Source organism: Metabacillus idriensis, assembly GCF_009674765.1.
Taxonomy (GTDB): Bacteria; Bacillota; Bacilli; order Bacillales; family Bacillaceae; genus Bacillus_P; species Bacillus_P idriensis.
This window is the reverse complement of record NZ_WKKF01000001.1, coordinates 870,589-886,926: the sequence shown is the minus strand read 5'-3', so window position 1 is coordinate 886,926 and position 16,338 is coordinate 870,589. Positions and strand designations below refer to the sequence as shown.

Genomic DNA, 16,338 nt, shown 5'->3' with positions numbered 1-16,338 from the left:
TTTGTCGAAAATCATAAACACCCTAATGCGTTATATGTAAAAAAAGGAGCCCCTGATTTATCATCAGAAGCTCCCGGCTATTATTAGTATCCGCCGTTGCCGCCGTAGAATGAAGCTCCTACGATGATTAAAAGAATAAATAATACGACTACCAGCGCGAAGCCATTGTTGTTGTTTCCACCAGACATTTCTCTTCCTCCATTTCACGTCTTAGTCACTTTCCTTATCAAAATATGTAAATTACTAGGAATTGACATAGGACAAGAGTGGAGTTTACTAAAAACCCTCAAATGCCCTAAGCACATTTGAGGGTTCATGCGATTAATCTTCGTCATCCCATTCTGTTTTCAGAACATTCCCGGTTTCTGCTGAAATTTCGACTTCTGCTTCTTTGCCGTTTTCACCCTGAATCTCATAACTGTATATTGCTTTTCCGTCTTCATTCTCAAGCTCAGCTTCTTCAACCTTTCCTTTTGCCTCTTTTAAAGCGATTTTCGTTGCTTCTTCAAGACTGATTTTCACCTTATTTGAATCGATGTTTGAATTATCGCTGTCATCATCCTTATTCTCGTTATGTTTCTTTTTCGTGATTTCGCCTGAGTCCGCATTTACGTGAAAATCAAAGTCTTTTCCGCCTGACTTCACTTCGATGTCATATACCCAGACACCTGATTCACGCTCAAGCTCCATTTCTGAAATGCTGCCTTTTTGTTCGTTCAGGACGATTTCTTTTGCCTGCTCATAGCTGATTTTCAGATTTTGCTCTTCTGCCTTTTTCTCTGCCTGGGCACGGTCATTCGGTCCGATAAATTGTGATCCTGCCCCAATTCCGCCAATGACAAGTGCTCCGGTCAATAATGCTGTTGTTAATTTCATGTTTTATTCCTCCTTGTTTTTCTCTTACACCCTTATCTTAGACCTCTAAAATGATAAAAAAGAGATAGAAACATTAGAAAACGATGAGAAAAACATAAAATGCTTATCATTTAGCCATATCTATCCACACACAATAAAAAAAACACCTTCTGACAAAATCAAAAGATGTTTTTCAGTCTTCTTCATTTTCAATGGCTACAGATAAAATTTTACCTGTAAATGCGTCAATTTGGATGGTTGCTTCCTGCTGTCCTGCTTCGATTTCGACTTCATAGAATACACTGCCATCCTCTTCTTCTAGATCAATATCTTCTATGTTCCCTTTCACTTCAGCCAACGCGATTTTTTTCGCTTGTTCTTCTGTCAATTTGACCGGCTGTTTGGTTTTTTCAATGCTGCTTTTATCCTCTGACTTAATTTCCCCGCTGTCAGCATTCATTTCTACTTTAATTTCTTCTGTTTTTGTCAGCAATATGATGCTGTAGGTTTTTCCCTGTAAAGTCATAGTCTGAACGTTCCCGCTGTAGGTTTCCTCTGCAAGCTTTTTCGCATCTGCTTCTGACAGTGCCGGTTCTTTCTCACTTTCAAGATCTGCTTTCTTTACCTGCTTCAGGTTCTGAATGCTGCCAGTTGCGGCATCTACTTCGAGCGTATATAGTCCCTTCTTTTCTTCAAGCTCCACCTGATAGACTTCTCTGTCATCTAATTTAGTTAACACCATTTCTTTAATTGTTCCCGTATAGTGCGCTTCTACTAAATTTCGGGCTTCTGCTTCGGTTACCTTCACATCACCCTTCATGACAGAAGCAATCCCGATGATTCCAATGACGCCAATAATCATAAGCACACTGAAGATGGTCCATTTTCTGTTCATGATTCCCTCCTAGTAAGCATTCCTTGAAATTATGTTACCTTATCAAGATTAAAACTTCATGAGAAGGATTGATTTTCAAAAAAAAGATGAACAGCAGTCCCCTTTCCCTCCGTGCTATCGATTGAAATCTCTCCTCCATGGGCATGAACAATTTTTCGGGCAATGGAAAGACCAAGTCCTGTCCCTCCTGTTTCTCTATTTCGCGCTTTATCCACTCTGAAAAAACGGTCGAATACATGCTGAAGATCCTCAGCCGGAATTCCGATGCCCTGATCGGCAATAGAAAGATGCACCCTCCCATTCTCCCGTTCAGCCGTACATGTGATGCTTTTTGAACTGTACTTCATCGCATTATCGAACAAAATGAACAGCAGCTGTTTCATTTTCAGCTCGTCTGCAAAGATGAACAGCTCCTTTTGATCAAAATGAAAGTTAATATGACGGTTGTAGACCTGCTCGAGTGTTCGTCCTGACTGGTGACAAATCGAAACAAGATCAATTTTTTCCACGTTCAACTGCATACGCGCATCATTTTCGGCGAGCTGAAGAAGCTGCCCAGTCATTTCTTTCATCCTCACTGCTTCAGAGTAAATGGCTTCTACAGATTCTTCCATGACTTCAGGTTTTGTTGTCCCCCATCGTTTCAGCAAGCTTGCATAGCTTTCAATAACCGTTAAAGGCGTTTTCAATTCATGTGACGCATCGGAAATGAACTGCTGCTGTTTTTCAAAATTTGTCTGAAGCAGTTCAATCATATTGTTGAACGTATTTGTCATCTGATGCAGCTCATCCTTAGAATGGCCGCTGACTTCAATTTTTTTAAAGGTTTCCTTTTTCTCAATTTCCTCCATCGTCCCAATTAAAGAGTTGATTGGCTTTAGAATCATCCTGCTCAGCATTCTTCCTGCAAAGAAGGAGGGCAGCAAAACTAGAAGCGAAGCGATGGCCAGGACGATTTTCAATACATTCATATTTTCATTCACATTCTCAAGGTTTTCGGTTACCTCAAGCTGAACGACTTCCCCATTGCTCCAAATCACAGGAACAGCAGCCTTGGCAAAAGAAAGTCCTTCAGCCTCGACGACTTCGCTGCTTTCAGAGGAGCGAAATTCCGGAGACAGAATGTTTCGATAATCTGCATTTTTTGAAACAGCTAAAATCTGTTTTGATTGTTCATTAATAATTCGGATCATCCCGTCTGCAGGCAAATAAGCTCTTAAAAGGTCTGATGAGTTTACCTGCTGGTTTTCATCCTGCCTTATGGCCCCTGCAACGGCTTCAGCCTGCAGCTTTACCCGGTCAAGCTCGCTGTTTTGAGTCATCGTTAAAAACAAAAAATAGATGGCAGCATTAATCGCAAGAACGATAATCAGCATCCAGACGGTTGAGAACAGCTGAATTTTATGATTGATTTTCATGATGCGGGCTCCTTGATAGAATATCCGACACCTCTGGCTGTGTGAATAAGGGCATAATCAAACTCACTGTCTACTTTTTTCCGCAAATAACGGATATACACATCAACGACATTTGTATCTCCGTAATAGTCATATCCCCACACTCCGTTTAGGATCTGCTCGCGGTTCAGCACCTGATTTTTATGATTAAGTAAAAAGACAAGCAAATCAAATTCCCGCGGCGTCAGCTCAATTTCTGCCGCTCCCCGCCTGACGTCTCTTGTTTTTTCATTCACTGTAAGATCTGCAGCCTGCAAGATTCCTTCTTCCTCAGAGGAATGGATTGGTTTGCTTGTCCGCAGACAAACCCTGATTCTCGCCAGCAATTCTTCTATTTGAAAGGGTTTTGTTATGTAATCATTCGCACCCTGATCAAGGCCGCTCACTTTATCAGGAATCGAATCGCGTGCTGTCAAAAGAATAACAGGAGTTTCCTGATCATTCGCACGAAGCCTTCTAAGCACCTCAATGCCTGTTAGACCAGGGAGCATCACATCAAGGAGGATTAAATTCCAGGAAGATGAACGAATTTGTTCAAGCGCATCCAGACCATCGTGAACGGAGTGGACCGAATACCCTTCAAACTCAAGCTCCAGTTTCAGCACTCTGGCAATCTTCACTTCATCTTCTACAATCAAGATTTTTGCTTTCTCCATAACTGCCTCCCTGACACTGTTTTTTTTTGCAGTATATCATGATTCTATCCTTCCTGTTGGCATTGCTTCATAAACTGGGGTACTATGAAAAGACAAGCCGACGGGAGGTGTATATTTATTGAAACCATTATTATTGTCATTGTAATTTGTATGCTGACAGCCGTTCTTTTTTTAAAAAAAGCAGCGTCCCAAAAAGGTGCAGCACGCTCTATGCTGACCGTTGCCCACAGAGGGGCCTCAGGCTATGCACCGGAAAATACAATTGCATCCTACGATAAAGCGATCGAAATGAAAGCTGATTTTATTGAAATTGACCTGCAAGTAAGTAAAGACGGCCGTTTAATGGTCATTCATGATGACTCTGTTGAAAGAACAACAAATGGAAAAGGCAACGTACGCGATCTCACATTTAATGAGCTGCGGAAACTCGATGCAGGGAGCTGGTTTCACGGGTCGTTTGCTGGACAAAAAATCCCCACCTTTGATGAGGTGCTCGACCGCTATAGTGAAAAATGCGGACTGCTCATTGAGCTGAAAAGCCCTGCCTTGTATCCAGGCATTGAGCAGAAAGTCTACGATGTTTTAGCAAGCAGAGGCCTGATTGAAAATCGGCAGACAAATGTCATTGTCCAATCATTCGATACCAATTCGATGAAACGATTTCATGAAATCGCACCAACGATTCCAATCGGAGTCCTTGTAAAATTCACGCCAAAAGGAATATCCAACACACAGCTCGAGGAATTCAAGACTTATGCAAACTATGTGAATCCAAACAGACGGCTCGTTACAAAAAAACTAATCGCGCGTATTCATGAACACGACATGAAAATCATTCCGTATACGATTCGCGACCGTAAAACAGCAAAAGCTTTTATGCTGCTGGATTTGGACGGAATTACAACGGATTTTCCTGATTATATTAAAGCTCAAAAAGCATGAGGCTGCCCTTCATGCTTTTCTTTATGAGAAAAAGATCGTTTTATTCGCTTCGATTTAACGTAAAGCCTATGCGATGCAGGATTTCTTCCAGATTCCCGCCTATCATGACATCCTTCAGATCTAAATTAAGCTGCACAGCTTTCATCGCTAAATCCGGCCGAATTCCTGTCAATGCAGGAGTTACTCCGATCAGCTTCAGCATCTGCACAAGATTTAACAAATGAAAACTAACGTCATCGTTCATTTGTAGTATGCCTGATAAATCGATTATCAAGTATTGCAGAGATAATTCGGAACTTGAGGAAAGAGCCGTATGAATGATTTTTTCAGCCCGGTATTCGCTGATATCACCAATGATCGGAAGGATTGCAACACCCTTGGTAATCGGGACAATCGGGGCTGAAAGATGAATAATTTCTTTGTTGGCATTATCAAGCTCCAAGACATACGACAGCAGGGAAGCCATCGTTTCAAATAGCTCGACATGCTTGTCTGTAAAAGCAAAAGGCTTCGCATCAAGACCGCAAATGGTTCCGTAATTCTCACCATTTTCATAGAAAATCGGAATTCCGATAAAGCAGCCGCCGCCTAAATTTTTCGTCACATCCAAATCTTTTGTCAGATCACTGCCGGCTAAATCAGAAATGATCAGTACCTCTCTTCCCTTATCAACGCTCAATTTGCAGAACGTTTCTTTAAAAGGAAGCTCTGAGCCTTCTTCCAAAAGCGTCAATTCCTGATTCAGAACTTTCACAATCTCATTTTTATGACGATCATTTTTCGCAATGAACAATGTATTAATTTCAATAAATTGGCTCATCATCTTAAGAATGCTTTCAGAAGCTTCATCAAAATTACGATATTTTTTTATAGGAGTACTCAAACCTAAAAGCATTTCTGACATCTATTTTTTCCAGCCTTTCTGATGTTCTTAGATTGTATCAACTCATTTAAACTTTATTCATTACCCAATCTGAAATAAAAATAAACAGGTAAACGGTCAGATATTCACATTTATTCGTCATTGGATTTAGAAACACTTTATTAGTCATTTCAATTATAAAGGAAAGGGCTGTATTCTGCGAAAAATTCCTTTCTGAATTTATTTTCTGAATCACCCAAAATGAAAAGGTTTTCAATTAATTTTCATAACATTTCCATTTTTCAATAACAAAAGGATCCCTCAATTCTTCATGTATAATGATGGATATCATCTACAGAAGGAGTCGTCCGGAAACATGCAAAACGTAATTCGCTGGGTCAGCATCCTTATTGGCTGTTTTGCCGTGTCCCTCGGCGTTCACTTGCTATCATCCTCAGAACTTGTGATTGGCGGAACGGCCGGTCTTGGCATCGTAGCACAGCATCTGACCAACTATTCATTTGGAACCCTGTTTTTTGTAATCAATCTGCCATTCTATGCACTCGCTGTCACTCAGCTTGGCATCGCCTTTGCCCTTCGGACGTTTATCAGCGTCAGCATCTTGTCCATCACCTCAGAATTTCTGCAGCAATCTTTCATTGTCCATTTTCCGCATCCGGTTATCGCAGCCATCCTTGGAGGAATCTCCATCGGCATCGGACTGATCTTCCTGTTCAGAAACGGATCATCCTTAGGCGGCATGAACATTCTCTGCATTTTCCTTGAGAAGAAATTCGGATTTAACCCAGGCAAAACGATGCTCATTACCGACCTCATGATCGTCGGTTCAGCGCTCCTTGTCTTCGGACCGCTGCAAATTGTCTACTCGGCTGTTGCGATCTTTGTTATGACCGCTATCCTAGGCAGATATCATAAAAAAGCTCCGCTTGAGCGGGAGAGTCAGGCAGCAGATTCTGAAGAGGATCGGGTATCGGCTACGGCTTAAAATGATATTAATAAGAAAGGAGCCATGGATTTTGTGATCCTGGCTCCTTTTTTGTTATTTTTCAGTAAATAACTTTTTACAAAAGTAAAACAGTCACCCGCTATATATAATTTGTTCGCCTCATGATGAATAAATACAATTTTTCTTATTCAATTCTGATTCGTATTACCTGTCCGGCTGACTCTTCATCCCTTAACGGATTCTTATACTCTTTAAAGGAGAATTCAAAACCTGAAAGATTGTCAGGCAAAGGCGGTGACACGATGAAATTGTACGAAAGATGCCCATCCGATCCCCCGCCTCCCTTAATTCGGCAATCATAAGCGCCTTTAATAAATAACTTCCAAAAGCTATGCCGGTGAATCCGATCTTCCAGGCAACCTTCGTTCATCTCCCAATCAATATTCAGACATACAACACTGACATTCTCATATTGTCGAATAAATGGGAGGGAATAAAAACCTTCCCCTATCTCAACTGATTTTAAAACCTGGATATACTTGCGAAAGCCTTCTGGTTCGACAACAGGACGAAATTGTTCATCATTCCATAATGCTCCGAACACGCTATTCAGCAAATCCTCGTATAAATCGTATTTTACTGCCCAGTCATCGATATATTCCAAAGGCGGAAAACCCGGTTGGTTATTTGATATGTCTTTCCGCAATTTCAATAATTCACAAAGTTGCTCATCAATTGGTAAAACTTTTTCATCATAATGATCTGTTGGACGTTCAAAAGGGATTCGTTTCATTGTATTCCTCCTGTGGTTCTTCTTGATCAAATTCATGCACAGCCGACAGCATACGAACATCTGGAACATTGCTTTTCAACTCATTTACCAAACAAGATAATTTCTAAAAAATAAAAACGCAAACAGCAAAAAGAAAAAAAGAACAACGATTGCTTCAACTGTATGTTTATTCCTTTCTTCTTTTCGCCTCTTTTTATCGCGATAACGCTGCTGCACTCTTCTTTTTTTCAGATCTGCTCTCATATTGACTCCTTTATATAGTAAATGGCTTTCAGCTATCCTTAGGAACATCCCACAAAATATAATGCCTGGAGAATTGTCTAGTCTCCACTACAACAGACCGCTCTTCCTTCTCAAAAATAAGTCCTGAGCCAGCTTGATCTCTATAAGTCCATCCTTTTTCCGTCATAAATTCCTTAATGAATCCCGAACTGTCTGTGCTTTTTGAAACATATCTATGCTCGGAAACCTTTGCGTAATCACTCATTGATAGCTCAAGCTCCAGAATTGAGAGTAAAATAGATGCAGAATCTTCCTCTTGAAACAATGCGCTGCCGAATCTTAAACCAATGAAACCAGCACATATAAAAAGTGTCAGCAGCATGACCATCAAAAATCTCTTCACATGCATCCTCCTTATGATTCCTGTCAATAAAATTCTGCAATTTACAGGAATCTCCTTCTTTACATATCTAGGATCTTGTAGAAATTTCATTGGCAGAATGGTGCTTCCGAAATGGAACCAATCACGCTTTATGAGGACAAAAATTCAGAACGGTGCACCCAAAATGGAATCAACCACGCTTAATGAGGACAAAAATTCAGAACGGTGCCTCCAAAATGGAATCAACCACGCTGTATGAGGACAAAAATTCAGAATGGTGCCTCCAAAATGCAACCAATCACGCTATATGAGGACAAAAATTACGAAGCGGCTACATTCAGAATAATCATTATTCAGCCAATTTTTTTTGCATACTGCCTTAATTACGGCTTTCAATTAAAAAAGGATGAAATCACAATGATTTCATCCTCTTTCATTCTATTACTTATAGATCAAATACTCTTTTCGAATCTTTTTAAATTCATCCTGTTCTTTCTGGTATTTATTCATGATGTCTGTAACAGAAGCTCCATCCAGAATCATCGGTTTGACCCATGTGTTTCCGATTAATTTATCGAAGAAGTTATTCGATAAGAATTGGAAGTCGTTCGGGTACATGTCATGTACCGTTTTGATAATTTGAAGACCTGTTGGGATGGCTTCAAATTCTTCGCGGTCTGTTACATAGACTTCTACCCCGTGGCTCAGCTTTCCAGCGTGCTTTGAGAAGGTCGGTGTAAAGGATGCTGCTCTGAATTTCACACCTGGCAAGCTCAGCGAATTCAGTTCTGCAGCCAGGTCCGTGCTGTTGATGAACGGCGCGCCGATCAGTTCAAATGGCTTCGTTGTACCGCGACCTTCTGACAGATTAGTTCCTTCAACCAGACCCGTTGCCGGATAAACAAAGGTTGTTGAAACAGTTGGCATGTTAGGTGACGGAAGGACAAATGGTAGACCTGTGTCATCATAATCCATCGAGCGCTTCCAGCCTTTCATTTTCACAACTGTCAGATCTGCTTCAATTTCAAATTCTTCGTTAAAGAAAGATGCAAGCTCTCCAACGGTCATGCCGTGCTTTGTCGGAATCGGATAGAGTCCCACGAACGATGCGGCTTCTGGTTCCAAAACGGGGCCATCAACTGAAAGTCCGCCTTGCGGATTCGGACGGTCAAGCACAACGATTGGAATGTTGTTTTCTTTAGCTGCTTCCATTGCATAAGCCATTGTGTAAATGTATGTGTAGTAGCGTGTCCCAACGTCTTGGATGTCAAAAACAAGCACTTCCACATTTTCAAGCATTTTTGGTGTTGGTTTTTTTGTTTGTCCATAAAGGCTGTAGACAGGCAATCCAGTTTTTTCATCGATGTAGGATTCGACGTAAGATCCAGCTTGAGCATCTCCGCGCACTCCATGCTCCGGACCGAATAAGGCTGTCAGTTCAATATCCGGATCATTGTGCAGCAAATCCACTATGCTGGTAAGCTTCGAGTCGATTCCAGTCGGATTGGTAATTAAGCCGACTTTTTTGCCTTTTAAAAGATCTTTTTGATCTTCTAATAGGACTTCAACACCAGGCAATACTTTATTCTTTTTCTTTTCCTTATGAGCAGCAACATCTTTTGCTGCAGGCAAAGCACTTAGGGCAAGCATCAGGATTGTGATCAGCACAAGAATTCGTTTCAATGAAACCTCTCCCCTTCAAATCGGATTATTTAAGCTGTTTTCCTGAACGAATATCAAGTCCATGGCCAAATGGATAAAGAATTTCATTCGGCTGTGTGACAGATGGAATATCAACAGGCAATTTACCTTGAGGCTTTGAATCGCCAAAGATTGTTTTGATGCCGGCCGGGATATTCGGCTGTCTGTACGCTCCGTTTGAATAGCCTTTAAATCCGTAGACCGCAAGCACAGCTCTTGCTTCTTCAAAATTCGCTGCGTCATATGGATTACGCAGGCTCATTAAAACAAAGTCTTTGTCTTTTGCCTGAGCGTCTTTCATAACCGCTCTTGGGAATGCTGTTGCCCACTTGCTTGAATCCTGAACGCTGTCATCGATCACACCGTCATTTACAGCTGGATCGTTTTTAACAACATAGGAACCTGTAATCACATAGTCCGCTTCATCAATCATTGCAGCTACTTCATCATTAAACACTTTGCTTGAGAACGCATAGCCAGTTACTTCAACATCTTTCTTTTTGCCTTTTAATTCTTTTATGCTTCTTGTCATTGCTTCCACTTGATCCGCAAAAGGAGCGAGAACTAAAACCTTTTCACCTTTTTTAGGCTTAAAAGGAAGTGTTTTGTCTTCATTTTTCAAAAGAGTGACAGCATCCTCAGCCATTTTCTTTTCTTTCATCAAATGATCTTTATTTCCAACAACGTTCAGAGCATTTTCAACTTTCTCATCAATCGGAGTATTGTCCGGAGTCAAGATTCCGCGTTTCACTTTAAGCTCAAGAATTCTTTCAACAGAAGCATTTACCTGCTCCATTGGAAGTTCTCCAGTTTCAACAGCTTCTTTTACTGCTTTAAAAACAGATGCTAAATTCTTTTCCATTTCAAGCGAGTTGACCTGCGCAGGCATTAATGCAATATCCACCCCTGATTTTAAAGCTAAAACAACGGCTTCTTCCTGGCCAAAGTTGTCAGAGATGGCTTTCATGTTCAGCGCATCTGTAACGATGACACCCTCAAAGCCCATTTCCTCACGCAGAAGTCCTGTGAGCACTTTTTTCGAAAGAGTTGCCGGAACAAGGATTTCCTGTCCATCTTTTTTGCTGATATACGTTGTATCATCAAAGGCTGGGAACTGTACATGTGCAGTCATGACCATATCTACGCCTTCATCAATGGCTTTTTGGAAAGGAGCAAGCTCGACTGCACGCAATCTTTCCTTATCATGTGTGACAATCGGAAGGCCGTAATGACTGTCTGTTGCTGTATCGCCATGTCCCGGGAAATGCTTAGTCGTTGCAGCCATGTTCTGGCTTTGAAGTCCTTTAATAGTCTGGATTCCAAGCTTTGAAACAAGCTCAGGATTTGAGCTGTATGAACGGACTCCGATAACTGGGTTTCCAGGGTTATTGTTTACATCCACAGATGGCCCAAAGTTTACATTTACGCCAAGTGACGATAATTCTTTTCCAATGATTTCGCCAGTTTGATAGGCGTATTTTTCACTTCTGGCTGCACCGAGCGCCATATTGCCGGGCAGGTTCGTTCCTGTCTGAAGGCGAGTGACAATTCCGCCTTCCTGATCAATCGTAATAAACAGCGGCAGTTCAGGGCTTGCTTTTTGCAGACCATCCGTTAAACGCGCTGTCTGTTCCGTTCCAACTACATTTTCGGCAAATAGAATGACTCCGCCCAGGTGATATTTCTGGATAATGCCGCCGACTTCATCATTCATAACCGTAAAGCCTGTTGCCTTGCTTTCCCCTTGTTTTTGCCAGTTGCGGAAGTCCGGCATCAGCATCTGTCCTATTTTCTCATCAACTGTCATATTCTGAACAATGGCCCTCACATCTGTTTCAGCAGACGCTTTAGCAGGTTTGATGCCTGCTAAAGCGGATACTGACAGGACTGCTGCAAGAGCGGCAGAAACCCATTTCTTTTTCCCCATGTTTATCCATCCCCTTATTAATTATTTGATTCTAAAGCTTCATAAACAGCCGTTACAACACTTCCATAGCTTCCTGTCGTGAAAAGATCCCCGAAAAATTGATTGGAGTTTACAGCAGGGTTCACAAGCGGCGAATGCTTTTTATTAGTCAGCAGGACGATTCCCAAATCATGTTCAGGATCTATAATCGTGACTGTTCCTGTCCAGCCCGTATGACCGTACGCACTGTCGCTTGCATATTTGCTGAACATCCAGTCCATGCTGTCGTTGCCATTTAATCTCCAGCCAAGACCATAAGTTCCATTCATATCTGAAGGTTCAACGAATTCTTCGATGACTTCTTGATCAAAAAGCTTCTCATTTCCATAACCGCCGCCGTTTAGCATGACCTGCAGAAGAACAGCGAGATCACTTGTTGTAGAGAATAGACCTGCATGACCGGAAACGCCCTCCATAGAATAGAATGCTTTTTCATCATGCACTTCCCCTTGAAGCGTGTATGTTCGGATGTTCGGGAAGTTAATCACTCCGTCACGCGTGTTTCCTAATAGCTCAGTAGCCGCAATATTCTTAGGCTTGAAGCCTTTTTGAAGCGGATTAAAGACCGTATTTTTCAGCTTCAAAGGCTTATACAATTCATTTTCCACATAGTCATCAAGCTTCTGGCCAGTTATTTTTTCCACGATGGTGCCAAGCAGCATATAATCAACATCACTGTAGACATTTTTAGTCCCAGGCTCATATGTAAGCGGGGTTTTATTGATGTATTCAATCGTTTTTTCGCGTTCCTGTGAATAAAGCTCTTTTGACACGGCAGGATTATGGTATTGCGGATCCGGTTTAAAACCGGCCGTATGATGCAGGACATCAATAATACGCATTGTATCTTTTCCTTTAATCACATCTGCTTCTGTGTCTTTAAAACCAGGTATGTAATCCTGCACTTTTGCATGAATATCAAGCTTTCCTTCGCTCGCAAGCTTCTGTAAGGCAAAATTTGCCGCATACATCTTTGTATTGGATGCGAGATCAAAAAGGGTTTCATTCTCCATTTTCAAAAACTTCTTAAGCGGGGTATGTCCATCAAACTTTTGCTTGTAGCCGTAGCTTTCATTCTTCACGATTTTCCCGTCTTTTATGACAATCAGGGCCGCTCCGGGAAACCCTGCCGCCACTTCTTTTTCAATCAGCTGATCGACTTTTTCAAGCTTTTCAGAGGAAAATCCGGCTTCCTCCGGCTTTTTTGCTTTTGTTAATACTGGATATTGAACATGTGCTTGAGGTGAGGCTTTTTCACTTGGTTCTGCAAAAGAAGCAGAAGGTGCAAGTAATGAGATCGCGAGAACAGAAGTTAGTGCACAGCTTGTCCATTTTTTCATCGTGTTTCCCCTTTGAATTCGTATTTTGATAGCTTATGAAACAACCAGTTTCACTTTTTGACCAGGCAGAGCCAGATCAAGCAGAGGCAAATCCTCTGCAGAAACGTGTCCAATGACATTCACTCGTTCGTCAGCTTCCAAGTTTCGCCGGCAAATCTGAATTTCCCCCTTATAACGTCCATAGCCATCGTTATCCATCGTAATCATTCCTATTTGACGTGCGATCGTGTTCTCAGGGTCTACCTCTGAAGCTGTGCGTGTACCTTGAAGACGGTAGACATCTCTTGAAACATCCGGCCGAAATTGGTATGTTCCGCTGGAAAAAGCACTAGAGATGACATTCATTATAAGAATATTCTGATTTTCATAGATAGAAAGATTCTCGAGGAATTCATTTTCTGTTCCTGGATCCCCAATGAATACTTCATCTACTAGCTGCAGCATTTCTACACCGGCAGCATAAGGATTTATGTCTCGGTGCTTTTCAAGTGTCGGCAGGCCGTCAAATAGCGGTCCTCGTTTTGTTTCCGCACCTGGAATAAATGCAGCAATCGGGATGCCGTATTTTTTAAACATTCGATTCTGCTGATGAAAAAATGCTTCGTCAAGCCCGGTTTCACGCCTTGGATAAAAATTATGCCAGGCAATGAGCCGTTCTGATTGAATTCCGCTGCCAAGGATTGTCTGCAGCTCCTTTTCTGTAAGAGTGCTTGCATTAAGAGAGAGAGAAAAAACGTTTGATAAAGATTTGATTGTTTCATAGTCAAATCCGTCATCAAGCCGGATTCCTTTAACTCCGAATGAGGTTAAATCTTCGAATCTGCTGATGCCAAGGTGGTCAAGTGTCTTTAAGGAGACATCTGCATGAATCTCAATATCATGGCTATGTGCCAGTTTTAGAAGCTCGGTCATCCTGCATACGAGGTTTCCTTTTTCTTCAGGGATGTGAAGCGAGGTAAACGCCCGCTTCACTCCTGATTTTGCTGCATGAACAAGTTGTTTTTCAGCGTTTGGATCCTGAAGATAAAATGAAATGCCGATCACTTGAATTCAACTGCCATTTCATCTTTAAATCCGAATAGGTACGTGAAAATAAATCCAAATACATAAGAGATTAATAGTCCGGCAAGGTATAAAAGAATCTGGTTTGTGTGAACTAAGAATGTAAGCGGAAGGCCTGATACGCCGACTGCAATGGTCGCAATATCAAAATGAGCCTGAAATGCTCCCCCTACGCCAGCTCCTAAACATGCTGTCAAGAATGGACGGCCAAGCGGAAGCGTAACACCAAAGATTAACGGTTCTCCGATTCCGAGCATTCCTGAAGGAAGTCCCCCGCCGATTGCACGTTTTAAGCTTTTCTTTTTCGTTTTAAAGTAGATGGCAAATGCTGCTCCGACTTGACCCGCTCCGCCCATAGCAAGGATTGGAAGCAATGGGTCATCTCCAATGGAGTTGATCAGCTCAAGGTGAACCGGTGTTAATCCCTGATGAAGTCCAGTTACAACTAACGGAAGGAACGTTGCGCCAAGCACAAAACCGGCTACCACTCCGCCAAGATCAAGTACGCTCAGCAAGCCTTTTGTGATCGTATCAGATACAAAACCGCCGACTGGCATGAACACAATATAAGTCACGATACCTGTAATTAATAGTGCGATTGTAGGTGTAACAATGATGTCCAGAGATTGCGGGACAAATTTTCTTACTTGTTTTTCAACTAAAGCGATAAAAATGGCTGCAAATAAAACTCCAATTAAACCGCCGCGCCCAGGAAGCAGGTTTTCGCCAAACAAAGCGATATCACCGACGGCAGGATTGATGACGAGAATACCGGCCAGTGCTCCAAGCGCTGGTGATCCTCCAAATTCTTTTGCCGCGTTTGTTCCGACTAAAATTCCAAGGTAAGCAAACAGACCAGATCCGATAACAGTTAAAATAATAGCTAATTGTGAATCTGCTGCAAGCCAGCCTGCCTGAACGATCGCTTTTGTAATTCCTGTGATTAAACCAGAAGCGACAAGTGCCGGAATCAGCGGGATGAAGATGCTTGCGATTCTGCGTAAAAATAGTTTAAAAGGTTTTGCATTCTTTTTATCAATTTCTGATTTGTTTTTGGAAGCTGCGTCCTTCAGGTCAAAATCATCAGCAGCTGCAAGCAGTTTTTCAAACTCTGCTGAAACTTTATTCACCGCGCCCGGTCCGAGGATAATCTGGATCGTTTCTTCTTCTACAACACCCAGAACCCCTTCTGTTTTCTTAATGGCATCCATGTTGACCTTTGAACGGTCCTGCGGTGCGACGCGAAGTCTCGTCATGCAATGTGTGGTCGTCGCAATGTTAGCCGCTCCGCCAAGATGCTCCAATAGTTGTTCGGCAATCAATAAGTTTCTGTTATTCCCCTTTGCCATCATAAAGCCCCCTTTGAACGTGTCTATTTATATTTTTCTGTCATTGATTTGATGGCCGCTCTTGTTTTGTCGATATATTGAACGGTCTCATCGTACTGCTCTGAAGCCATTCCGAGAAACAAAATGTCGATCATATAAAGCTGTGCCAGCCTAGAAGAAGTCGCTGCGCTTCTAAAAGGCGCTTCATTTGAAAACGATGTGTGAAGCAAAACGTCGCTCAGGGAGGAAACGGTCGTCTGACCAAAGTGTGTAAGACCGATGGTTTTAACGCCGCGCTCTTTAGCAAGCTTCAGCACGTTGATGATTTCCTGTGTCTCTCCTGAAAACGAGATGGCGAACAGAACATCATCCGGATCCGCATTGGCAATCAGGGTTGCAACCAGATGCATATCTGTAAAAGCTGTTGCTCCTTTATTAATGCGGATCAGTTTTTGCTGGGCATCCTGAGCCACAATGCTAGAAGCTCCTACCCCGCAAAAATGAACGTTTTTAGCTTTCAGCAGCAAGCTGATAGCGTTTTTCAAATTTTCATGATCGATAATGTCAGCTGTATCCCGGATAATCTGAATCGTGTTGCTCGTTGTTTTTTCAACGACTCTGTACAGGGATTCGGAAGGTTCAATATCACGGTAGCCCTGTTCAACAGATTTCATCAGGTCACCGGCAATTCTCATTTTCAGATCCTGGAACCCTTTTAAGCCAAGTGATTTGCAGAGCCTGACAACTGCTGCCCCGCTTGTCTTAGCTGACGTGCTTAATTCACTTACCGTGCTGTTTACTACCTCGTGAGGATGCTTGAGAATATATTCTGCAAGCTTTTGCTCGGACTGCGGGAGCTTGTTCAGCATGGTTTGTATGATGGATAATCCGCCTGTGGCCATAGGACTCG

At 42.1% G+C, this 16,338-nt stretch carries 16 protein-coding genes; 2 read left to right on the top strand and 14 right to left on the bottom strand.

What is annotated here, in order from left to right:
• Positions 1-83: 83 nt before the first annotated feature.
• The 5 genes from GJU41_RS04360 to GJU41_RS04340 form a co-directional block, all read right to left on the bottom strand.
• Positions 84-188 carry a YjcZ family sporulation protein gene (locus GJU41_RS04360; RefSeq protein ID WP_083328226.1) on the bottom strand — a complete coding sequence of 35 codons (105 nt, stop codon included), beginning with the start codon at positions 186-188 and terminating at the stop codon, positions 84-86.
• 133 nt (positions 189-321) lie between these two features.
• Positions 322-876, bottom strand: coding sequence for a PepSY domain-containing protein (locus tag GJU41_RS04355; protein WP_154318082.1), 555 nt, complete (start codon positions 874-876; stop codon positions 322-324).
• Positions 877-1,048: 172 nt separating this feature from the next.
• On the bottom strand, positions 1,049-1,750 hold the full coding sequence (locus GJU41_RS04350; protein ID WP_154318081.1) for a PepSY domain-containing protein: 702 nt from the start codon (positions 1,748-1,750) through the stop codon (positions 1,049-1,051).
• Positions 1,751-1,806: 56 nt separating this feature from the next.
• On the bottom strand, positions 1,807-3,168 hold the full coding sequence (locus GJU41_RS04345) for a sensor histidine kinase (protein WP_154318080.1): 1,362 nt from the start codon (positions 3,166-3,168) through the stop codon (positions 1,807-1,809).
• The gene (locus GJU41_RS04340; RefSeq protein ID WP_154318079.1) at positions 3,165-3,863 is read right to left on the bottom strand and encodes a response regulator transcription factor; all 699 of its coding nucleotides are present in this window, start codon (positions 3,861-3,863) and stop codon (positions 3,165-3,167) included. Before GJU41_RS04340 ends, GJU41_RS04345 begins: the two co-directional genes overlap by 4 nt.
• 84 nt (positions 3,864-3,947) lie before the next feature.
• Between GJU41_RS04340 and GJU41_RS04335 the strand changes: the two genes are divergently transcribed.
• Positions 3,948-4,805, top strand: coding sequence for a glycerophosphodiester phosphodiesterase (locus tag GJU41_RS04335; RefSeq protein ID WP_070876988.1), 858 nt, complete (start codon positions 3,948-3,950; stop codon positions 4,803-4,805).
• A 40-nt stretch (positions 4,806-4,845) separates the two neighbouring features.
• On the opposite strand, the gene GJU41_RS04330 is transcribed toward GJU41_RS04335, so the two are convergent.
• Positions 4,846-5,709 (bottom strand): STAS domain-containing protein, encoded by an 864-nt coding sequence (locus GJU41_RS04330; RefSeq protein WP_154318078.1) that lies wholly within the window; start codon positions 5,707-5,709, stop codon positions 4,846-4,848.
• A gap of 334 nt (positions 5,710-6,043) precedes the next feature.
• Between GJU41_RS04330 and GJU41_RS04325 the strand changes: the two genes are divergently transcribed.
• The gene (locus tag GJU41_RS04325) at positions 6,044-6,673 is read left to right on the top strand and encodes a YitT family protein (protein ID WP_070876987.1); all 630 of its coding nucleotides are present in this window, start codon (positions 6,044-6,046) and stop codon (positions 6,671-6,673) included.
• A 145-nt stretch (positions 6,674-6,818) separates the two neighbouring features.
• Here GJU41_RS04325 and GJU41_RS04320 read toward each other — a convergent pair whose 3' ends face one another.
• From GJU41_RS04320 to GJU41_RS04285, 8 genes are all read right to left on the bottom strand, one after another.
• Complete coding sequence (locus tag GJU41_RS04320) at positions 6,819-7,427, bottom strand: hypothetical protein (RefSeq protein ID WP_070876986.1); 609 nt, start codon at positions 7,425-7,427, stop codon at positions 6,819-6,821.
• Between the two features lie 271 nt (positions 7,428-7,698).
• A complete protein-coding gene (locus tag GJU41_RS04315; RefSeq protein WP_070876985.1) occupies positions 7,699-8,052 on the bottom strand; it encodes a hypothetical protein in 354 nt (117 codons plus the stop codon).
• Between the two features lie 420 nt (positions 8,053-8,472).
• Positions 8,473-9,681 carry an exo-beta-N-acetylmuramidase NamZ family protein gene (locus tag GJU41_RS04310; protein WP_154318320.1) on the bottom strand — a complete coding sequence of 403 codons (1,209 nt, stop codon included), beginning with the start codon at positions 9,679-9,681 and terminating at the stop codon, positions 8,473-8,475.
• A gap of 58 nt (positions 9,682-9,739) precedes the next feature.
• Positions 9,740-11,659 carry a glycoside hydrolase family 3 protein gene (locus GJU41_RS04305; RefSeq protein ID WP_070876983.1) on the bottom strand — a complete coding sequence of 640 codons (1,920 nt, stop codon included), beginning with the start codon at positions 11,657-11,659 and terminating at the stop codon, positions 9,740-9,742.
• A gap of 17 nt (positions 11,660-11,676) precedes the next feature.
• Entirely contained in the window at positions 11,677-13,038 is a 1,362-nt protein-coding gene (pbp4b, locus tag GJU41_RS04300; RefSeq protein ID WP_154318076.1) for a penicillin binding protein PBP4B, read from the bottom strand.
• Positions 13,039-13,071: 33 nt separating this feature from the next.
• Positions 13,072-14,082 carry a MupG family TIM beta-alpha barrel fold protein gene (locus GJU41_RS25340; protein WP_170292718.1) on the bottom strand — a complete coding sequence of 337 codons (1,011 nt, stop codon included), beginning with the start codon at positions 14,080-14,082 and terminating at the stop codon, positions 13,072-13,074.
• A complete protein-coding gene (locus GJU41_RS04290; protein WP_070876980.1) occupies positions 14,079-15,449 on the bottom strand; it encodes a PTS transporter subunit EIIC in 1,371 nt (456 codons plus the stop codon). The genes GJU41_RS25340 and GJU41_RS04290 overlap by 4 nt, the downstream gene beginning before the upstream one ends.
• Positions 15,450-15,472: 23 nt before the next feature.
• Positions 15,473-16,330 (bottom strand): MurR/RpiR family transcriptional regulator, encoded by an 858-nt coding sequence (locus GJU41_RS04285; RefSeq protein ID WP_154318075.1) that lies wholly within the window; start codon positions 16,328-16,330, stop codon positions 15,473-15,475.
• Positions 16,331-16,338 lie beyond the last annotated feature (8 nt).